Source organism: Edaphobacter aggregans DSM 19364, assembly GCF_000745965.1.
Lineage (GTDB): Bacteria > Acidobacteriota > Terriglobia > Terriglobales > Acidobacteriaceae > Edaphobacter > Edaphobacter aggregans.
The window spans coordinates 37,999-59,445 of sequence record NZ_JQKI01000040.1 but is presented as its reverse complement, the minus strand read 5'-3'; the positions used below and the strand labels follow the sequence as shown (position 1 = coordinate 59,445).

Below are 21,447 nucleotides of genomic sequence, written 5' to 3'. Positions count from 1 at the left end.
CCTGGAATCGCAGTGCAAACCGCCACAAGATCACCATCAAGTGGAAGTTCACAAGGAAGCTGGCGCGCCTGAAACTGAACTACTCATTCAAGCGGTCACAGTACTAGAAAGGCAAGTGGGGGAGAACTACTTGATAGAATCCGTAACTGACTATCGATCTTGTGGTGCGCAGATGACTTATTTGATCGACGAAGAAGCTACCTGTGCCATGTCCACTCAACGAGGTGTGGCACTCGGTTTCTGACTTCTGCGATGTCGCAGCTCCGTGTTGAGCTCTTATAGGAGAAGCCCTTCGCTGTGTATCGACACGTTCCTCGCACCGAGATTCTTGCAGCTCTTGCGCATCTCCGCGATCTGCATCGGCAGATCAGGCCGTCGAACGACCGCGAGCGCTACGCCTTCGAACGTCGTGAACTGGTCACGAAGAATCTATTCTCGAACCTGCGTCGCACGGGGGACCATCCCACACTGAGCATGCTGCTTGAGCTCGCGGATGTGTTCTCGTTGACGATCGAAGGCGCGCACCGGCTGTTTGGATATGATCTGGACGCGATGCGGGAGTACGACCTGCGCTTGAATGGTGGGCGAACCCATATCGTCGAGTCGTATGCCTTCGAGCGGGATTTGCTCATGGATGTCCCTTTAGATCTGGCTCCTTCCGAAGCCTTCGCATTAGATGGAACGCTGCGGGAGTTAGTGCGGGGTTGGCAGCGCGACGTCCCCATGCGCGCGTTGAAAGGGCCGGCTTGGCGCCGCCCGGGAGCGTTTTATGTACACGTCGGCACGGAGGACAGCCTGGGGTCAAGCCTACCTCCGGGGGCGTTGGCTCTTGTGGAGCCGATTGAGGAAGAGGAAACACGGCAACCCAATCCTCGATCCATCTATCTGCTTCAATTCGGGAACGGATATCGATGTAGTCGATGCGTGGTCACACGAGGCAGGCTGCAGTTATTGAACTCGGAGCGAGCCTATTCCGGTCCGCAGGAGTTCGCCTGTCCCAAGTCGGTACGGATTGCTGGCCGCATTCGCATGTTTGCTGTCCGGCTGCCGTTGCCTGAATATTCCCAACTTTCGCTTGCCCGCTATGAGGGAAGCGCCGAACTCGTTCTTCCCTGGGAACATCGCACGCGGGACCGATTGCTCGCCGCCAAGCACAGACGGTTTCGTCGATCGCAGGACGAAGAACAGTATGTCCGAGAGTTCCTTCAAGCGGAATTGCACTCGAAGTTCAGTGATCGTACGTGGCGGCGATACCGCAGCCCAGGCCCATCCGAGCCACATGTCCCTGCGCTCCTGCACCTGACATTGACCCACTTCGCGCGCTACACGGATTCTCTTCAGGCTGGCGGATACATGATCCGGGACGCAAGTCGATTTTCCCTCGAAACTCTGCTTGCAGCGAGGCACTATGCCGAGCTGTCGACCCCGCGTCCAGCGGCGAGCATTCCCATGCCGAGAGAGGTGTGGGAGACGAGGCGGAGTGAATTCGGCGAGTGGCCGCCGTTATTGGCCGTGAAGTTTCCCCAACTGCGTCTTTGGGATGACCGAGTGGTTCGACTGGCACAGGGGAGTCCGATCAGGGGTCTCCATCCACAGATCGCGCCTGGCTCGTGGGTGCTTCTGGAGAAGCTGCCGGGGATTCCCGATACGCGGAGCGATGGGACCAGGAAGGGGTGGTCACGACCGATCTACGTTCTCCGTGGAGGGGTGGAGATTCTTTGTGGCTACCTGGAACGAGATGGGAATGGTTTCGCGTTGTTGACGAACAACCAAGAGGAGAACGCGAAGGTGACGTTGCACTCTGACGAGCTTCTCAATGTAAGCCGAATCTGCGGCGTCGCAGTCCCCGTCTAGGCATTGCAGGACGGTTTGTTGCTCTTGCGCAGTAAATTTGGCCGAAACAGGCTCTATTCCTGCACAAAGCTTGTAGCACTTAGTGCATGCAAGTCCCGTGCTCTGCGATGTCACAGTATCTTTGGCCAACCGAGCAGTTTCCGCTTGCGCGATGAATCGATCGGGTTAAGCTCGTCTTCACCGCTGTTTCGATACAGCGCCGACCGTCGCGAGGTGTGCTCATGGTGAACGACAACTCCCATCTTCGGACCATCGTGAACCAGGATGGGGCCGCGGTGCTGGATACAAAGCTGGGATCGATTTCTACGCTCAACTCGACTGGAGCCTATGTGTGGCAAGGGTTGGAGCGTGGAGAGAGCCTGGAGACCATCGTTGCCAACTTGTCCCGAGAGACGGGAGAACAGCCCGAAGTCGTACGACGAGATGTGAGGGACTTCGTTGAGACCCTGAGAGCGCAGCAGTTGCTGTCCCATTGACGATCTAGAGGAACTCCTATGGCAGCGGCAATCCCGATCGACACCAACGAGTATCGCGTGCTCCTCGTAGACCCGGAATCTCGCGGCTTGTGCGCTCTGGAGAGAGGGGGCGAGTATCGTCTGATCCGCGTTGCCGTAGCGCAGAGGACGCGCCTTGCCAGAGAGTTGCAGAAGACTCTTCGCGATGCGTGGGGGCTCGCGGTTCTGATTCTGGACATCCTGACAACGGAGGACAGCATGTCGCCGTGTGCGGTCGCAGAACTGCTGCACGGCGAACTTCCTGCGGAGTTCAGGGGCATCCAACCGGAACAGCTTCCAAGCGATGAACTATCGGAACAGGAGCGCGCCTCATTCCTTGCCATGCTCGATGGCGATACGACGAGCCCACTTGGAGGAATCGGATGGATCGATGAAGCCATTGCATGGGTCGAGACTACGACGGACAGGAGAGTTTGCTCCAAGTCTGATGTGGAGCAGTACAACGCGGGCCGAGGATTCACGCTTGTTCGGCTTCGGATGGAACACGGATGCGACTACTGGCTCAAAGCAACCGGTGCTCCGAACACGCATGAGATTCGGGTTACATCGCTGTTGTCCAAGTTGTGCCGCGGCTATGCCCCTGAAGTGGTGGCGGAACGGCCTGCGTGGAACGCCTGGTTGATGTGTCACGACGGCGACAACATCGCGGCGTTGGCGCCTGACGCGTCCAGCGTAGCGCGAATGATGGAAGGCGCGGTCGAGTCCCTGGCTGAGCTGCAGATAAGAACAGTGGGAGCGGAGCTGGACTTGCTTGAGGCCGGTGCGCTCGACCATAGGACCCGTGTCTTGCGAGCCGATGCGGAAGCGCTCTTTGCCTACGTGGACGAGGCGATGGGCTTCCAAACCTCGACGAAGGTTGCGCGTATCGAGCCGAAGCGGCTGCGCGAACTTCAGAACCTCTTCGAGGATGCTTGCAGTTACATGGAGGACTTGGGTCTCTCCGATACGGTGCTGCACGGCGATATGAATCTCGGCAACGTCCTGATCGTGGGTGAGCGTTGCGTGTTCATCGACTGGTGTGAAGCCTACGTGGGGAACCCGCTCGTGACCTTCGAGCATCTTCTGCTGCTGAATCAGATCGAGGACCCATCCCTGAAGGCGTCCTGCAATCGACGTCTTCGAGAGACGTATCGCAGTGCCATGGCCAAGATGTGTGATTCCAGAGCGATTGACGCGGGCTTTGCGTGCATGCCGCTGATCGCTGCTGTGTCCACAATCCTTGGACGGAGAGACTGGCTTGGGACGCCTGAGCGGAACGATCCGCGACGGCAGGCGTATGTGCGAGGGATTGCCCGGCACATGGATCGAGCGGCACGAGAGCCCGCCTTGCTGGGGGCGCTTTCGGTTTGATCGAGAGTCAGGAGGGATTCATGATGCGACGTGTTGTCGAGAGCTGGCTTCTGCTGTTGTACTTCGATTGGCTTATGCACTTCCGTGGGTTTCAGCGCATTCACGCGGTAGTGCGTGCACAGAAACACCTGCGTGCGGCCAAGGTGCAGGAGAGCGACTGCGAGCTATCGCATGCTGTCGATCTTGCCTGCGTCTTCTATTTCAAGCCTGTGCTGTGTCTCCAGCGTTCCGCGGCGACGGCGGTCCTGCTGCGTCATCACGGCTGGAACGCGGAGATGGTTATCGGCGCGCAACTGCTTCCGTTACAGTCGCACGCATGGGTCGAGATCGACGGACGGGTGGTCAACGACAAGCCTTATATCACCGAGATCTTCCAGGTGTTGGAGCGCTGCTGAGCGAGGGCCTGTGATGAGCATCATTTACGGTTTGTTGAAAGAACACGGAGTCCGGGTGACCGAATCGGAGCTGCGGCATCTTGCCGCCGCCACGGAGCGATACGCCACCGGCGCAGGTTCGGTGCACATCCAAGGCAGGCTGGGCATGGGCTTTCAACCTTATTCCAGTCACCTACGCTCGGGATTGGAGCAAGGCCCGACCGGCAGCCCTCATGGTCATGCGCTCTGCTTCGATGGCCGCCTCGATAACCACAAGGCGCTCTCCGAGGAGCTTGGCCTCCACGATCCAGACGCTCTGTCGGACTCTCAGATTGTTCTTGCGGCTTTTGCCCGGTGGAGTGAGGCGTGCTTCTCACACTTCGTTGGAGACTGGGACTTAGCCCTGTGGTCAGAAAAGGATCAATCCCTTTATCTCGCCAGAGACCATGCAGGCACCCGGACGCTTTATTTCCGCTACGAGCAAGGCGCAGCGGTATGGGCAACCTATCTGGACGCATTCCACACAAGAGAGGCCAAGTCCCAACTCTCGCACGACTACGCAGCCTGCTACCTGGCCGGCCGCTTCGTTTGCGACCTCACCCCATACGAGGGGATTCGTTCGGTACCGCCTGCCCACTATCTCAGGATTCGTGATGGTGCGCTCAGTCGACACCAGCACTGGAGTCCCACGGTCGAGACCACCATCCGGTACGACAGAGACACGGAGTATGAAGGACGCTTTTTGACGCTCTTCCAACAGTCCGTCGAGCGACGTACTGGTCCTGGGGCACCGGTTCTCGCACAACTCAGTGGGGGCATGGATTCAACCGCCATCGTGTGTATGTCCGATCAGATACACCGCAGGAAGAATGCCAACTCCGAGATTCTCGATACGGTGTCGTTCTACGACGACTCGGAGACGTCACTAAACGAGAAACCGTATTTTTCAATCACGGAAGCGAAACGCGGAAAGGTGGGTACACACCTGGATATCGCCTTCTCCCAGCGGACGTTCGAGCCATACGACGGTACAGATGGAATCTATTTGATTCCCGGCGCGGACAGCTTCTCCATCGAACAGGAACGCAGATTCCGTGATGCCGTCTGGCGGAAGGGCTATCGAAGCGTCCTTTCGGGGATTGGGGGCGACGAGGTATTAGGTGGTATCCCAGACCCGCTGCCCGAACTCGCTGACTATCTGGTCTCAGGCAACGTGCGCAGATTGCTACGCCAATCCATTGCCTGGTCGCTCGTTGATCGCAGCCCGCTTCTGGGAACCCTTTGGCGTACGGCGAGCTACGTGGGCCGCCTCTATATAAATTCGAAACCGAAGGATGAAAATCTTCCGCCGTGGATTGCGGAATCTCTGCGGAAGCGGAGCCGGGAGATCGAGACCGTGAATCCCGTTCTTCGTTCCCGCGTAGGTATCGCCCCGCATCGCCTCGATAACAGCCTTGCATGGTGGTCTCTCATGGAGACCCTCCCTCATCTGTTTCCGCAGCTGCTTGTCCGGCCGGAATACCGGTATCCCTTCCTCGACAAGGATCTGGTGAATTACCTCTTTAGCATTCCGCGGGAGCAGATCCTGCGGCCCGGTCGACGACGTTCGCTCATGCGGAGGGCACTCGCAAACATTGTCCCTCATGAGGTTCTCGAGAGGCGTCGCAAGGCCTATCAGCTTCGCGCACCACTCCATGCTCTCCAGCAGGCACATGACGTTCTCGATAAGCTGTTCGCCAACCCCATGCTCGCCGACGCCGGCCTGATCGATGGGAAAACATTGCGGGTCTTCCTGCGCCGCACGGCAGAGGGAGACCCAGCTTGGTGGCAAGCGATGCTTCGGACTATCGCTCTTGAGCTATGGCTTCGATCCATCGTTCAAGGAAACAGGCACCGTGCCGGGAATCCGCCCCTAAGATTGACCGCCTGAAGGCGGCTCACAAGATCCGCCTACACCGGTGCAGGCTTTCCGATGGAGACGGAAATTCGAACACGAAACGAGGAACAACGCCATGCGCTATATCCAACCGAAAATCACAGGCAGGTTCAACGCCACGTCCACCATCAAGAGTGCGAAGATCGCACCCCAATCTGAAGTCGGCAGCAGCCTCCTGACGAACGGTGCTGCCTATCAGGCAGACGAGTAGGGGAGTCGGCATTTGCCGTTGAACCGGTCCAGTCTTTCCCGGATTCACGGGAGAGACTGGGCTGCTCTCTTGACGGTCGTATCGCTTACGGTCGAGGCCCCGCGGGGGGAACGGAGGGCGAAGTACGTTGTAACACTCGCCAACGTTCGTATTGGGTTTGCTTCGCTGGATCGGGGTCTTCATAACCTTGCAGCCAGAATCGGAACCAATCCACGTTTCCCTGTTGAGACTCCAGCCTCTCCAGGGGCTTCTGATGGATGTGGGTTCCATGCGGAAAATAGATGAGATCGACCGGCCTATTTTGCATGCGGAGTGACGCATACAGTTCCCACTCCTGCAGCACAGACCCCGGGTTGATCGCTTCGATACGAACGGGCGATTGCACCTGATCGAGATGGAAGCCTGGGGCCTCTTCCATCCACTTCTTCAGTCCGCCTCCAAATGGACTTGTCTCCCGGATACGCTCCATCTGGCGAAGAATGGGATAGGCACCCACGCCAAAGATCAGGTATTGCATATAGCTGTTATCCAGCCCATCGGCGATCGTCGCCGCCGCGAAGAGTTTTGGATCCTTGATCAGAGCGTTGACTGCATACCAACAGGTCCAACTGAATCCCACCACTCCGACTCGACTCCGATCGACCAGTCCATCCGCGTCAAGACTCTCTATCGCGCTGCGGTAGCCTTCCAGATGAACTTGCGGATCAGCTTCCGATAGGGTATCCGGCTTTTTCTTGATCTGCAGGACAACGAATCCCACGCTGGCAAGATGTCTCGCCGCAAAGGCAGTTGGGTAGAGTCCGTCGGTCAGGAACTGACCGTCGACGTAGGAGTACATCTGCACGACGAGGGGATATCTCTTCCCAGCCTGGTAGTCGACGGGCTTGACCAATACGCCGGACCATTCGCGGCCAGACTTATCCTTCCATTGGTACCGGGACGCCTCCCCGAAGCGCACATGGCTGAGTTGGGGATTGGGGTCCCATAGACGGCTGGCGTTCCCTGTCCGGCTGCTCGACACCCAAAGGGTCGGCGGATCGTTCAGGCTCTGTCGGACCGTGACCTCGATATCGCGGTTCTCCGGCGCATTCCGAAGTGCCAAGTCCGCAGATTCGCGGCTCGCTTCATTGACCGCACTTGATGCAATCAGACGCCACCCGTTCTCGCGCAAGCGATACCGCTGTATCACTTGCTCTTTCGAACCTCGCTTTAAGGTCACCGAGGCTTCATCGTCAGTAGTCCCGAAGGACACGTCTTGCACATGCAAGCCAGTCGGGTCGAGGTCTTTCCCCTCAAAGAAGAGGCATTGAGCGTTCAGCGACGGCAGATCGAAGCTCGCGACCGCGCAGGGTCTCTTTCTGTCGGAAGCATCCTTCTCTTCCATCGGAAGAAACGTGTTTGTCGCTAGCACGCGCTTCTCATCCGCAGCCCAGGTGACGTGGCTGCTGTCGAGGTAGTACGCCAGGCTACGGGCATTGGGAGCGTCCACGAGCGGAGTGTTCTTTCCTGTGGTGAGGTCGATCAGCATGTACTCCTGTGGCCGCATCAGGTTGTCGGCGCTCGTGAGGCGGCCGCCCACATTGGGCAGAAGACGCAGGTTTTCGAATCCTGTCACCGGCTCAAAATGCTTCCACTCATCGGGGATGCTGAGGACAGGAGCAAGCGTGATGAGTTTGGTTCCCTTTGGGGAGAGAGCAAACGGGAAGAAGGATGAGAGATAGGTCAAGTCCCGGGTGGAATAGTGCGGCACGTGCGTCGTGCTCCAGCGACCATTGGCATGCCGCAGAATGGAGAGCGTAAAGGACTCCGGTGCGATGGTGCTGAGCTGATCCGGAAAGATCACGTCCTGAATGCGAGAACCAGTCGCTACCAGTGCATCTACATTGATCGTGTTGCTCGGTGGACCATGCTTATCGCCGAGCATGGATGCTTTGTACACGATGGTGGTGTTTGCAACATCGAAGCGGTCGACACTCTGGTTTGCGGGGGTGAGAGATTGGAACCCGCTCCCGTCCAATTTGGCGAGGTAAAGTTGGTAGGCGCCCGCCCGGTTCTCTCCCCTGAAATAAATGCCCCTCCGGTCAGATGACCAACGAAGATCCTTGATTACTGGAGCATATGCGTTTGTTTGCTCGCGGTGCGGATACGAGACGATGGAGGCAATTACACGCGGCTGGGGCTGTTGCCCAGCGCCTTCGAGGAAGGCGGATACCTCCTTGAGACGGAAGATCGATAGATCGGATTCGATTTGGTCCGACTCCAGAAGTCCCTTGGTCGTAACAATCGCGACATAGTCTCCATCCGGGGACGGCTTTGCCATCTCGCTGCCTGCAACATCTGGATCAGACGATGGCTCGCTAAAGCGCGCCATCGCGATGTCGTCTTTGACGGAGAAGGAATGGCTCTGGCCTCTCGCGGCCAAGGGGGATAGTGTTGCGAGACCGATAGCAGCAAGAAACACACGGAGGTTCATTGTCTACTCCATGGAGTTGCGAACCGAGGGGAGGTTTAATTTCAGTCGGGAAAAGGGGATTCTCTCAAGTCTCAGAATGTGAGCTTGAGGGCGAATTGCATCGAACGGGCACCACCCTGTTGATACTGCGACGCGACGGTTCCGAGACTCGCATTCAGCATCTTGGTCGCCTGACCAAAGGTAGCGTTGGTGTAGGTGGGATCGACATACCCAAAGTTTGGATGGTTGAGCAGATTGAAGGTCTCCGCGCGGAAGTGGAGCACGACCACATCATGCAGAGGGAAGTCACGTCGGACAGCCAGATTGACTTGCGCAGCCCCGAAGCCTCGCACGAAGTTGCGGGGAGCATCTCCGGCTGTCCCAGTCGCCGGCAGGCTGAACGCCGCCTTATTGATGGAGCGGCCTCCGGGATATTGCGATCCGTAGAGATAGACCGGCTGGCCGGGTATGAGATTCAGGCCTCCGGAGTACTGGCTTCCGGTGGCAGGATCGGTTGTGAGCGCTCCGCCAAGCGTCACGGGAAATGCTGACCGGGAGCTGAGGCGTGCATCCACACCCCAGTTGTTCAGAAAGAGACCAGCGGATTTCGAATCCCGAAGAGCGGGAAGCTCCCAACTGACGCCTCCCTGCGGATTGTTGCGGACGTCGAAGTCGGCATCCCCTCGCTGAAGCGGCAGGGCGTTGGAGTTCGAGCCGAAATCGAGAGTATGTGACCAGGTATAGGATGCAAGTGCCTGGACACCTTTTGTGACCGAGCGTTGAAACTTCACCTGCAAGGCCTGGTAGTTCGAGGTGACGCCAGAAGCAAAATACTGGACCGTGCCGAAGTTGGGGTTGAGCTTGGTCAGGGACTTTTGCTGCAGACCAGTCAACCGTCGTCCCTCTGCTGCCACATAGGAAAACGTCAGCGATTGATTCTTTCCAAGCGCCTGTTGCAGACTGACGTTCCATTGCAGCGTGTAGGGCAGTTGCAGATGGGATGGGAATGCGATGATCGTTCCGCTGGTATAGGGCGCGGTCACCGTGACCGGAACGACGAGCTGGCTGGCGGTAAACGGAATCTGAGCGCCGCTCTGGAGTTGGAACGCTCGAAAGCCAAGACCGCTGTACCCTAGGGACGCAACTTCATTCGCGGAGTCGAAGAACACACCGCCGCCCACGCGGAACACTGTTTCGGCTCCGGGTTGATCGTGTGCGGCCCAAGCCAGACCCAACCGGGGAGCGAAGTTATACCAGGTTGTCCTCCACAAAGGGGTTCCTTGCGGCGCGAGCACGAGGGTAGAGGGGTTATTGATGTCTCCTAACAGCGTGTAAGCATCTCGACCGTGTTGCTCGGTCGGCGGTGGGTTAAGCTCCCAGCGCAGTCCAACGGAAAGGTTAAGTCGCGGATGCACGCGCCATTCGTCCTGTGCGAACAAGGCAGCCTGATGGAAGAGCGGTGTCGCGTGAACGAAGTTATAGACGTACGGCAGGCTTGGCGCACCGCTCATGACCTCCTGCGTGCTGAGGAAGATCGCATACGGTTCCACCGTCGGCGGAGCGATAGGAGACTTGATGTGGCGATAGTCGAAGCCAAACTTCAACGCGTGAAGCCCCTTCAGCAGGCTGACCGTGTTTACGGCATTCCATTGCCGGCTTGCGTTGCGTCCGTTGTACGGCGTCATCAACGGTGATCCGATTCCTGAGATCGAGATTGTGATCACCGGTTGCACTTGTTGATACGAACCAGCTCCCATCGCCGCCGCCAGATCGATTGGAGTTGCCCCACCAAAGCTGTCCAGAACTCCAAGCTGCGTGGAATCGGAACGTGCATATCCGAGCCGGAACTCATTCGTAAGCCGATTCGAAAACTGGACCGTCGCCCCGAGAGTGTAGCTCTGCGCATTGATGCTTGTGGTCGTTCGAGCGAAGTATGGCCTTGCCACCGTAGAACTTGGGGTGTTGCCGACACGGAAGAAGAGCGCAACTTTGGGACGAAGCGTATGGTCAATCCGGACACTGGTCGAGTTGATGGTGCTGGGCAGAGAGAAGGGCGCGATGAACTGCGCGAGGCTCGGGCTCGCAGCCGTACCGTAATCAACTCCGTTCGGCAAGGGAAAGGCATTCAGGATGGGACGCATGGCCGCAACCGCCTGTTGCCGCATGAACTGATCCGGAACATATTGAATCGTGGCGGCGGTGGGTTGCGTCAAACGGAGCCCTTCATACGAGGCGAAGAAGAAGGTTTGGTTTCTACCGTTATAGAGGTGAGGAATCCAGACCGGCCCGCCCACTGTACCGCCGAAATCATTCTGTCGAAGAGCAGGCGTCGGCTTACCGTAGTGCGCGTTGAACCAATCATTGGCATCGAAGACGTTATTGCGGAGGTAGTCGAAGGCGCTTCCGTGAACGAAGTTGGTCCCGGCGCGCGTTCCAAGGGAGAATTGTCCTCCCGGCGATCTGCCAAATTCGGCAGAGTAGGTCGAGCTTTGAACGCGGAACTCCTGCAGTGCGTCGACGGAGATCAGCGTCTGTGTCGTTCCCAGAGCCGTCGATCCTCCGAGCGTTCCTCCGGTGGCGGCTTCCCCTACGCCACCGCCATTGCCCGAACCTATATTGGCAGATACGCCGTCGACGGTGTAGTAGTTGGATTGCGTGCGCTGCCCATTGACGCTGAAATCTCCACCGACACCCACCACTTGGCTTGTGCTCTGAGGACTCTGAGTCACGACGCCTGGGGTCATCGAAATCAGGTCTTGGAAACTTCGTCCATTCAGGGGAAGATTTTCGACAAACTTCCGATCAACGACCGTACTGACGGTTGCGTCGGTTGTATTCATCGCCGGCGAGGTAGCGTCCACCGTCACGCTTTCCGAAGTTGCTCCGACCGGGAGAACGAAGTTCAGGGCGACTGCACTCTGCACATTCAGGACGACATCGGCTTTGATGATCGTCTTGAAACCCGGCTTCGAGACCTGGACGTGGTAATGGCCGGGAGGCAAGATTGGAACGAGGTACATGCCTGAGCCGTTTGTTCTCGCCGAGTAGATCACACCCGTTGCGTCGTTGGCGATTTCCACATCGGCATCCAGGATGAGATTGCCCGTGACGTCCGTCACTCCACCGCTGATTGTGGCATTCGTAGACTGACAGCGGGCAATGGAGGGGAGAAGAGCGATACAAAGGAGTAAGAACCCGCGTTTCATTGAGCAGCGCTCCGAAGAAGCAAGAGTGAATTGGGTACACTCCGTCTACGGATGGCCGCCCAAAGGTGTACCAATGCTTTCGCTTAATTAAGGATGATTCAGCATCAAGGATGATTCGGCTGAATCTGGAGGTACGCCCGGAGGAGCTGCTTGCCTGTAGGTTTTTCGCTCCCGCCTAGAGGCTCCACGGTCACAAAGACCATGTTCATCCGCGCCAGGGCCTTCGCATCGTTGCACCGCAACACCCATCTCCTGTGGCTATCGTCCTGGTAGAACAAGCCGAGGCTCGTGGGCTCCTTATCGCTGCCACTTCCCCATGCCTGGAACGCAACCGATTGCTTGAGACCCGCTTGCTTTTCGAGGTCGAACCCATAGAACACTAGTGACCGATCTTTGGTATAGAAGATACGACCGAATGGCTTCGCCGTCTTCCCGTTCTCGTTCGTGTCAAAGATGTCGGCGATGTACAGATTGCGTGCGCCGATCAGGTCTCGGATGTCCCGGTCGTGCGCGAGAAAGTCTTTGTCGAGAGCTAGGATGCGTTCTTTGTCACTGAGGGCTGTAGTGGTTTCGTCGAGAGCGACGTTGAGTTCGCGAACCTTGGCTTCAAGGGACGTAGTGCGTTCGGCCTGTTGGTCTGCGTTTGCCTGGGTGGATGCGATCTTGTCACGGAGCGATTGAACATCTGCCTGCGCAGCGGCGAGCTGTTGGCTGAGAGCATCTTTCTCTGAGGCGAGCTGTTGCTGTCGTACGTGGTCGGCTTCAATCTGACGTTGCAGAGTCGGGTCAGAGGACTTTGGTTGCGCATTCCGGTCATTCGCTGCGGCTAACTGCTGTTGGAGCTTCGTCACTTCCTGCTGTGCCCGTTCCATCGCCTCCCTCATATTCTCGTTTGAGCCCGCCGCTGCCGTTGATGCCGAAGGCATGGCAGCAGGGACACTCGGACTCGAGGGCGCCGGGGGCTGGGAGTTTTGACGGACCAGATGCACAGAGGCGAACGCCGCGACTACGAGAGCACAGGCGGCGAGAGCGCCGGTAAGCATCCGTCGCGATGGTTTCTGAGTGGCTGGTGGCCCCTTCGGATAGGGCGCGGCACCCAACTGGCCCATTAGACGCCGCTCTGCTTCCGTGAGGGCGCCCTCCGATTCCCTGGGCAGGCTATTGATCTCGGCAGCGGCGCTTGCCGCCATCACCGGAATCATATTCGTGGTGATGTGCTTGTATTGCTCAAACGTGTTCCGGCAGGTGTCGCAGTACGCAAGGTGTACCTGCAGTAACGCCCACTCTTCGTCTGTGAGTTCCCCGGAATAGAAAAGTGCAACCAGAGCAACGAACTCGTCATGAAGTTGAGGGTTCACCGGCTCAGTTCCCTTGCGGTTCAGTTTGCCAACCATTCTCTCACCCTAGCCACGCTTCTGGGGGAAGAGATGAGAGCGTAGGCGTTCCAAAGCCCGGTAATAATGATGCCTGACATTTCCGACCGTTTGCCCGTTCCTCTCTGCAATCTCGCGGAAGCTATATCCCTCGAAGAAATGAAGTTCCAATGTTTGCTGTTGCGCCTCGGTGAGTTGCTCTCTCAGACGATCTCGAATCGCTCTCCCATCGAGTGCATCTGGGGAAGGTTGTGCTGCCGTTGTGGGCATCCGCTGTTCGTCGAACTCTTCCGTGCTGTAGTGCTGCCGAAAATCCAGATAGCGTCGCCGGTCGATCGCACGATGGTACGTCACTTGCATGATCCAGGAAGCCCCGGAACCCTTCTGGGCGTCGAAGTATTGCGATCGCTGGGAAAGATAGAGGAAAACTTCCTGGCGGAGGTCGTCCGCTTCAGACTCGTCTCGAAGGATTCTCCAGGCGACATGGAACACGGCGCGAGCATGCCTGCGGAATAGGAGCCCAAGAGCATCTCTCGATCCCAAGCCAACCTGCGATAGCAACTGCTCGTCGGTTGTCTCAGCTATGGAGAAATTGCCGATCGCCTCATCGTGCGAATGATGCCGCTCATCTGCCACCTCACCGATATCGGAGGCGTCGGCTAGCCTATTCGCAAAGTAGGCGGCGGCGTCGGAACTCATAGGGCCTCATTCAGTTAAGAGAATGGAGTGGTGAAAATACCTGCAAGGACCGGCCCCGGTCCGCGCACCCTTTCACGCCATACGCACTATAGTGCCTCTCCATGTAGGCACTATAGTGCCTCTTAATTGTGTCGTCAATCTCGACCATGTATGGGTGGCGGATTTCCAAAAACCGGAATCATTGACTCTGGAACAGGCAATCGGCCGGGTCCTGCTTCATTTGCGGACCGAACGAAACCTCAACCAGATTGATGTCGCGGTTGCAACAAACTTTGGCTTAAGGTCCATCCGGACAATGGAACATGGCAGGCAAAGCATGACCATCCGGTCATTGGATGCGCTCGCGATGTTCTATCGCATTCCAATTGAAGAGATCATCATCCGAGCGAAGCGACTACGCGATGAGACGCTGTAGTGCGAATCAGAGCTAAGCTCTTTATGCATAGGTACTATAGTGCCTTACATCTGCGGTCAGGTCAGAAAAGATTGAGCCTGTGCCCAGGAGCAAAAACCAACGACCGGCGACTCTGGAGCAAGCCTTTGGTCAGGTTCTTTTGGCTCGTCGGGAGAAAAAAGGATTTTCCCAGATGGACCTTGCTGTGTCTGCTGGTTACAGCTTGCGCTACATGGGAGACGTCGAACGGGGTGCAAAGAGTCCGACTTTGCGCACAATGAACGATCTAGCAACGCTCCTTAATGTGTCGCTGGGAACGCTTATCGTTGAAGCGGAAGAGTTGCTCAATGGAAAGCCTAAACCCACGAAGAAATCTCTCCATCGGCCCAAGGGACAGTAGCCCACGAAATCCGTCGAATCGGGCACATGCTTGGCCGTTTCTTCGTCCAGCATTTCGATTCAAATATTGTCGCTGAGTTCAAAGCGATCACCGCCCCCAACAATGAGCAGTGAACTACACGTCTCCTGAAGCTGCTTGGGCCGAGACTAATATGCAACATGACATAGCAGCCTCGTGGCAGCACAACGAACTCCGAGGAGGCCAGTAGTGCTTCTGTTATCGCCTCTGCATACGCTCCGTTCTTCTTACTGGTTGTCGAAGAGACTCACTTGTTTGTTTGATATGTCGGACTTCTCAACGAGACTGGCACGAATTTCGGGCATTGAAGAGAAGACGGTCAGGCAGTTTGAATCCCCACCGCATGAGTTCGATCCGCCGTTCGCCGTCTTGGGTAGTGGCAACTACGGGCTGTATCGACCCCGGCGCAATATCGTCCTCGGGTCTGAGATCGAGTTCTTCGAGATCGAACACGTCAACGCGGATTCCATGTTTGCCCGAAAGCTGTTGAACGAATGCCGTCGGACTGCTGGATAGCTTTGAAGCGGATCTGTCACGCGGCAAGCGAACAATGTGAGAACGCAGCTCCGTGTCGCCTTCGGCTTGGACCCTGAGTCGGCGCAGAAGTTCGTGGTAAACCTATGATGGCGGGTCAGTAGCCTAACGGTAGGGCACCCCCCCAGCAAGGAAGTTTGTATATGCATCACGGCAGTTGGTACGTTCGCTATTGGGACACCGTCGAGAACGAAGACGGTACCCTCACGCGAAAGAACCCTGCCTATCGTTTGGCGAGCGTGAAGGACTATCCGAAGAAGTCGGAGGTCATTCCGCTCAAAAACCGTTTCATGGAAAGCTTGAACAGGATCGGGTTCACTCCCGAAGCCGGGATTTCGTTTATTGACTTTGTCGAAAAAACATTTATCCCGGCGAGCGAGAAGAGACTTTCAGGTGCCGGAGCGAAGTGCTACCGGGACACCTGGAGGTGCCATCTAAGCGCTCTCACCGATGGCCTTCGCCTTCGAGACGTTCGTCCCGTCCATCTCCAGAACATGCTGAATCGGGTTGAGGAGAAACACGGTACGAATCTTGCGCACGGAACGTACAAGACCATGAAGGTCACGCTCAGCGCGATCTTCACCGAGGCTCGCAACCTTGGCTTGTACGACGGCAGCAATCCCACTACAGGTGTCAGGATTCCCAAGGGCAGGAAGCACGGACGGAAACGTCTTGCCTACGGCCTGGACGAGATCCTTAAGCATCTGGAGCTGTTTTCGCAGGATCAGCCACTCATCGTTCCCCAGCGTCTTCCGCGCAAGCGTAAGACAAGCCTCGTCCGTTGCCGGCGAACGGGGATACGAGAAGACGTTCACGTACCGTCGATCAGCGCAAAGCAAGTCCGCGCAATCCTCGGTGTGGCGGGATTTGCGGGGCTTCGACAAGGGGAGATTCGAGGGCTGTGGTGGGACGATGATCGCAACGATGTGCTCTCCATATGCAGGAGTGTATGGCGAAGCACATTGAAGCACACCAAGACGGAAGAAGACGTCGATGAGCCGGGCTTTGTACCGATCATCGAGCCTCTTCGTCTGATGCTCGATGCGATCAAGCCGGAGCGCGCGGCGGGATTCATCTTCCCGAACAGCTTGGGAGGCGCCCTCGATCTTGATAACCTCGCCGATCGCGTAATCAAACCGATCTTCAAAGCGAACGGCATGGAGTGGAAGGGCTGGCATGCGTACCGCCGCGGCCTCGCAACCAACCTCAAGCAACTGGGCGTGGAGGACACCACGATCCAGTGCATCCTGAGGCATGAGGACGTGAGTACCACACAGCGCTTTTACATCAAGACCGCGCCTCAGGCGGCTCATGAAGCGATGCAAAAACTGGCAGAAAAAATCACTGGTACACCACTTGTACACCAAGCGATGGTCCAGTGACTCGTAAGTGCTTGAGAAAGATGGAGCCGACGATCGGACTTGAACCGATGACCTGCTGATTACGAATCAGCTGCTCTACCAACTGAGCTACGTCGGCATATCGGAGGATTCACTCGCACAGGCCACCCACCTGCAATCCGAGGATCAAAACTTCGATTGCTCCATTTATAAGTCTACCGGGAACAGCCGTGAGGCGCAACGCCCAGATACGCTGTGTTTCCGTCTCTCGATCAGCTACCCTCTAAGGCAACATGACACACGCCGAACGGCCATTCTCCAGGCTGAAGCTCCACTGCACTCTGCTCCTCGCAGCCTTGTTCCTCTTCATCACGATGCCAGCCGCCTTCGCCCACGCACAGGACAAAGTCATCATCGCCTACGTCTTCCCCCGCGACCGCGTCCTCTCCCCCGACGAGATCAACGCCCGCAAGCTCACCCGCATCAACTACGCCTTCGCCAATATTAAGGATGGAGAGATCGTCGAAGGCTTCCCCCACGACGCCGAAAACCTCGCCATCCTCAACGCCCTCAAACGCGACAACCCCGCGCTCCGCATCCTCGTCTCCGTCGGCGGCTGGACCTGGTCCGGCAACTTCTCCGACGCCGCTCTCACCCGCCAGTCGCGCACACGCTTCATCGCCAGCGCCGTCCGCTTCCTAGAGCGCTACCACCTCGACGGCCTCGACATCGACTGGGAGTATCCCAACCAGATCGGCAACGGCAACACCTTCCGCCCCGAGGACAAGCACAACTTCACCCTCCTGCTCGCCGAGCTGCGCCAGCGCTTTGACGCCGAGCAGAAGCGCCTCGGCCGCCGCCTCTACACCTCCATCGCCACCGGAGCCTCACAGAAGTTCCTCGACAACACCGAGATGGCCAAGGTGCAGCACTACGTCGACACCATCAATCTCATGACCTACGACTTCTACGTCGGCGGACCCACCACCGGGCACGACGCTCCGCTCTTCCACAACCCCGCCGACCCCAAGAACGTCTCCGCCGATCACTCCCTCGACCTCTACCTCCAGGCTGAGGTCTCGGAAAAGAAGATCGTCCTCGGCCTCCCCTTCTACGGACGCAGCTGGGGCGAGGTCCCCAACATCAACAACGGCCTCTTCCAGCCCGGCAAAGCCGCCCGCGGAGTGCACTTCTCCTACCCCGACCTCCCCAACCTCCTCGCCACCGGCTTCGCGCGCTACTGGGATCAGACCGCCTCCGTCCCCTTCCTCTACAATCCCTCCACGCAGGTCTTCGTCACCTACGAAGACCCACAGTCAATCGCCCGCAAGTGCCGCTACGTCCGTGAGCGCCACTTGGCCGGCGTCATGTTCTGGGAGTACTCCAACGACTCGACCGGCATCCTCCTCGATGCCCTCCACGCCGGTCTTCAGCCTCCGCCAGACTCCAACTCAGGAGCCGACTAACGTCATGGCCTCTACTCCTCAGCAGCTCGCCATCGAAACCCCCACCACCCTCCGCGCCCCGCGCGTCGCCTCCGTCGACATCTTCCGCGGCCTCACCATGATCGTCATGATCTTCGTCAACGACCTCGCCGAAGTGAAAGGTCTCCCCTGGTGGACCTATCACGCCCCCGGCAAGGTCGACGCCATGACCTACGTCGACATGGTCTTCCCTGCCTTCCTCTTCATCCTCGGCATGGCCGTCCCGCTCGCCTTCGAGCAGCGCCTGCGCAAGAATCCCTCGCAGCCCCACCTCTGGCTGCACGTCGTCATGCGCTCGCTCTCGCTCCTCGTCCTCGGCCTCATCCTCGCCAACGCCGGCGCCGGCGATCCCGCCCTCATCCACATGCCGCCCTACATCTGGGCGCTCCTCGCCCTCACCGGCGCCATCCTCTTCTGGAGCGTCTATCCGAACAACGACAGCCGCCGCACCCTCTACAACGTCCTGCGTTACTCCGGTCTCCCGCTGATGGTCGTGATGTTCGCCATCTTCCGCCGCACAACGAAGGACGGCAGCGTCGCCTGGATCAAGACCGCATACCCCGAGATCCTCGGCCTGCTCGCCTTCGCCTACCTCACCACCTGCATCCTCTATCTCCCCACGCGACGCTGGCGCTGGGCGCCATTCGCATGGTTCGTCGCCCTCACCGCCTTCTGCGCACTCTGCGCCGCGCATTGGGTCGAGTTCCCCCACCGCGCCGGCCTCTATCTCTGGCCCTTCGGCAACGGCTCCGACACCCTCATCTCCATGGCCGGTGTCGCCACCTCCATCCTCTTCATCGGTGAACAGAGCCGCCGCTGGCCCACCTTCCGCTCCAAGGCCACCTACGCCCTCGCCTTCGCAGCCATCGTGTTCATCGCCGGATACATCCTCACCCCACTCGGCATCTCGAAGATCCGCGCCACACCCACCTGGTCGCTCTACTGCGTCGGCTCATCCATTCTCATCTTCACGCTGCTCTACTACCTCTGCGATGTGCGCCAGAAGACTCGCTGGGCCGCCTTCACTCACGCCCCCGGATCGAACACCCTGCTCACCTACCTGCTCCCCGACCTCTGGTACTTCATCCTCGGAGCCCTCGGCATCACCTGGTTCCGCACCCACCTCGCCTGGGGATTCCCCGGGGTCATCCGCTCCATCGTCTTCACCGCAGTCATCGTCGCCATCGCCTCGCTGCTGACGCGATCGAAACTCCGCCTGCAGCTCTGACCGAACGCCTCACTGCATCGGAACAAACTTCCCTCGCACGAGTAAGGCTCAACCCGCTTCGGCGCCATCGGCGACCCTACCTTAATATGTCGCTGAAGGGGATATTCGTCCCGCCCGGCCCCAGCATATTGTTCACCGACTTCAGCGTCGTGCACGATCGCGGAATCTTCGGCTAAACCACCGTGCGCGTATCCTGCGCCGTCGCGCACAACGCCGTCGACACCACAACCACAGAAACAAAAAAGCATTTGCCGCAACGTTCGTCGCGACCCCCTCAAAGATCAAGTGCGACCCTAACACGTCCCGCCCACCAACAAAATCTTCCTCAAAGCCTTCACTCCAGTGCGTCCTCTTCCTCGAGGTCGATCCTGGGCGCCACCACACACGGCAGCACGAGCATCGCAAGCCATAGCAAAATAATGATCCGAAAACGGAGCATCTTGAGCGTCTCCAAGGAGAGAGCAAACATCTCTCTCGACACTCATCCATCGGCACGCGACAGCACCACATCACGGTCTCAGTCTCCGATATAGCCCTTTCGTAACATGCTCAACGTACGCTCGTTAGCTTCCGCCAAAAACGTGAAGAGGCCACCCGGCAACAGGGCAGCCTCTTCTTTAGGGAGAATAGTTCCAACGGAGGCAAAGCCATCAGAACTTTCTGGCGAAATACTATGGTCGTCAAAATGACGTGTCAAGGTTTAAACGGGAAATCTATAACTCTTTATTTTCCATATAGTTACTGGGGTTATCAAGTGAATAACGACCAGTATTCTATTCGCTCGATATTCGCTTTTGCCACGTCCCGCCAGCACTCAAAAGGCTATTGAATCAGCCGCTTACCCCCCGCGCTGCACCGTCGCCGGTGCAAGCTTCAAGCCGCTTTCGCGTTGGAAAATCTACCCTTTAGCTCCCGCCCCCGGGCCTTCCATATGGATCGGTGCCGCCCTCCCGCTCAAATCAATGCGCAGAAACTCCGGCTCCGTCGCCGCCGGCTTACCCTGCAGCACCCGGATGGCCGCCCGTCCCGCCCCCAGCGAAAGCCCCAGCACCACAGCCGCCAGCGCCCCGAAGCCGCAGAAGATCAGGATGCTGGACAGCAGGCTGTACGTCTTGCGAAGCTCCGCGTGAAACTCCGGTAGCTTCACCGGCATATCTTTGTGCCAACTCAGCTCGACCCGCGGCCTCACCCCCGCCACCAGCGCCTTCGCCTCCGCCAACTGCCATCTCCCCGTCGTCACCAGCAGCAGGTTGCCCGTCCGCCGCATCACCACCGTCCCCGCCGACAAGCCCCGCCGATGAATCTCCTCTTCGATCGCCCGCATCCTGTCGCCCGCAATCTCCGGCGTCGGATACAGCAGCATCGTCAACTCGCCCTTGCCCGCATACCTCGCCGTCACCGCCTCGGCGGCCTTATCGAAGCCCAGCAGCGAACCCGGCAGCACTCCCCCCATCGCCTCATAGCTCACCGGCCCCAGCGCGTACTTCACCGAGTCCCGCTCCAGCCCCCTCCCCGGCAGCAGCGTCGGAAGCATCGGAGCGATCGCCTTCGGCCCGCCCACCTTGGGCAGCCGCGCCTCGATCCCGTTCAGCAGAGCATCGACCTTCTCCCCGCGCGCGCCCGCGGCCTCCACCACGCTCACGCCGCTGCGAAACAGATAGCGGTCGCCGTTCAGACTCGTCTCTTCCCCCAGCCCAACTCCGCGGTACGCCGAGCCCGGCCGTTGATAGTAGCTATACGCCGCATGAGCGCCCGTAGCATCCACAAACTGCCGCGCCGAAACCGTCACCACCGGCCCCGAGCTCCCCACGCGATACGTCCCCTGCTCACTGCGCTTCAACCCGTCTTCCGTCAGGATCGCATCGGTCTTCTGATCATTCGCCGGATCATTCGCCGCCGCCTGCGCCGCGTTATCGGGCTGACGAACCCACTCCCCTACCTGCTGCGGCAGCAACGGCGCAGGCGGAACCACCAGGGTCGTCTTCGTGTCCTGTGCCGGAGCCATCGCTCCCGCCGCAAACACCATGCCCCACAGCACCAGCACCCAAAGCCGTCGCCCGACCTGAACCATAAACACCG

17 protein-coding genes and 1 tRNA gene are annotated in these 21,447 nt (G+C 58.3%); 12 read left to right on the top strand and 6 right to left on the bottom strand.

Going from position 1 to position 21,447, the window contains the following annotated elements; all coding sequences use genetic code 11:
* Nucleotides 1–297: 297 nt before the first annotated feature.
* From Q363_RS44150 to Q363_RS45495, 6 genes are all read left to right on the top strand, one after another.
* Nucleotides 298–1,854 (top strand): hypothetical protein, encoded by a 1,557-nt coding sequence (locus tag Q363_RS44150; protein ID WP_035352145.1) that lies wholly within the window; start codon nt 298–300, stop codon nt 1,852–1,854.
* Between the two features lie 221 nt (nt 1,855–2,075).
* Nucleotides 2,076–2,330 (top strand): PqqD family protein, encoded by a 255-nt coding sequence (locus Q363_RS16280; protein WP_035352144.1) that lies wholly within the window; start codon nt 2,076–2,078, stop codon nt 2,328–2,330.
* A gap of 18 nt (nt 2,331–2,348) precedes the next feature.
* Complete coding sequence (locus Q363_RS16275) at nt 2,349–3,719, top strand: phosphotransferase (protein WP_035352143.1); 1,371 nt, start codon at nt 2,349–2,351, stop codon at nt 3,717–3,719.
* A gap of 20 nt (nt 3,720–3,739) precedes the next feature.
* On the top strand, nt 3,740–4,114 hold the full coding sequence (locus tag Q363_RS16270; RefSeq protein ID WP_035352142.1) for a lasso peptide biosynthesis B2 protein: 375 nt from the start codon (nt 3,740–3,742) through the stop codon (nt 4,112–4,114).
* Nucleotides 4,115–4,127: 13 nt separating this feature from the next.
* Nucleotides 4,128–6,023: an asparagine synthetase B family protein gene (locus tag Q363_RS16265; RefSeq protein ID WP_035352141.1), complete on the top strand. Its 1,896-nt coding sequence runs from the start codon at nt 4,128–4,130 to the stop codon at nt 6,021–6,023.
* Between the two features lie 82 nt (nt 6,024–6,105).
* The gene (locus Q363_RS45495; RefSeq protein ID WP_281176010.1) at nt 6,106–6,240 is read left to right on the top strand and encodes a hypothetical protein; all 135 of its coding nucleotides are present in this window, start codon (nt 6,106–6,108) and stop codon (nt 6,238–6,240) included.
* A gap of 85 nt (nt 6,241–6,325) precedes the next feature.
* Here the strand turns inward: Q363_RS45495 and Q363_RS16260 are convergent, their stop codons facing one another.
* The 4 genes from Q363_RS16260 to Q363_RS16245 form a co-directional block, all read right to left on the bottom strand.
* Nucleotides 6,326–8,713: a hypothetical protein gene (locus Q363_RS16260; protein WP_035352140.1), complete on the bottom strand. Its 2,388-nt coding sequence runs from the start codon at nt 8,711–8,713 to the stop codon at nt 6,326–6,328.
* Between the two features lie 71 nt (nt 8,714–8,784).
* Entirely contained in the window at nt 8,785–11,898 is a 3,114-nt protein-coding gene (locus Q363_RS16255; protein WP_035352139.1) for a TonB-dependent receptor, read from the bottom strand.
* A gap of 104 nt (nt 11,899–12,002) precedes the next feature.
* Complete coding sequence (locus tag Q363_RS16250; protein ID WP_035352138.1) at nt 12,003–13,292, bottom strand: anti-sigma factor; 1,290 nt, start codon at nt 13,290–13,292, stop codon at nt 12,003–12,005.
* A gap of 9 nt (nt 13,293–13,301) precedes the next feature.
* Nucleotides 13,302–13,970: an RNA polymerase sigma factor gene (locus Q363_RS16245; RefSeq protein WP_035352137.1), complete on the bottom strand. Its 669-nt coding sequence runs from the start codon at nt 13,968–13,970 to the stop codon at nt 13,302–13,304.
* 154 nt (nt 13,971–14,124) lie between these two features.
* Here Q363_RS16245 and Q363_RS38270 point away from each other — a divergent pair, with 154 nt between their 5' ends.
* From Q363_RS38270 to Q363_RS16225, 4 genes are all read left to right on the top strand, one after another.
* Nucleotides 14,125–14,385, top strand: coding sequence for a helix-turn-helix domain-containing protein (locus tag Q363_RS38270; protein ID WP_169747013.1), 261 nt, complete (start codon nt 14,125–14,127; stop codon nt 14,383–14,385).
* 79 nt (nt 14,386–14,464) lie between these two features.
* Complete coding sequence (locus tag Q363_RS46310; protein ID WP_064742659.1) at nt 14,465–14,764, top strand: helix-turn-helix domain-containing protein; 300 nt, start codon at nt 14,465–14,467, stop codon at nt 14,762–14,764.
* Nucleotides 14,765–15,037: 273 nt separating this feature from the next.
* A complete protein-coding gene (locus tag Q363_RS40625; protein WP_157466995.1) occupies nt 15,038–15,298 on the top strand; it encodes a hypothetical protein in 261 nt (86 codons plus the stop codon).
* A gap of 161 nt (nt 15,299–15,459) precedes the next feature.
* On the top strand, nt 15,460–16,698 hold the full coding sequence (locus Q363_RS16225; RefSeq protein ID WP_035352134.1) for a tyrosine-type recombinase/integrase: 1,239 nt from the start codon (nt 15,460–15,462) through the stop codon (nt 16,696–16,698).
* Between the two features lie 21 nt (nt 16,699–16,719).
* On the opposite strand, the gene Q363_RS16220 is transcribed toward Q363_RS16225, so the two are convergent.
* Nucleotides 16,720–16,795, bottom strand: a tRNA-Thr gene (locus tag Q363_RS16220).
* A 154-nt stretch (nt 16,796–16,949) separates the two neighbouring features.
* On the opposite strand from Q363_RS16220, the gene Q363_RS16215 reads away from it, so the two are divergent.
* Entirely contained in the window at nt 16,950–18,122 is a 1,173-nt protein-coding gene (locus Q363_RS16215) for a glycoside hydrolase family 18 protein (protein ID WP_051978871.1), read from the top strand.
* 4 nt (nt 18,123–18,126) lie between these two features.
* Entirely contained in the window at nt 18,127–19,368 is a 1,242-nt protein-coding gene (locus tag Q363_RS16210) for a DUF5009 domain-containing protein (protein WP_051978870.1), read from the top strand.
* 898 nt (nt 19,369–20,266) lie between these two features.
* Here Q363_RS16210 and Q363_RS16205 read toward each other — a convergent pair.
* A complete protein-coding gene (locus Q363_RS16205; protein ID WP_035352133.1) occupies nt 20,267–21,439 on the bottom strand; it encodes a DUF6599 family protein in 1,173 nt (390 codons plus the stop codon).
* Nucleotides 21,440–21,447: the final 8 nt, after the last annotated feature.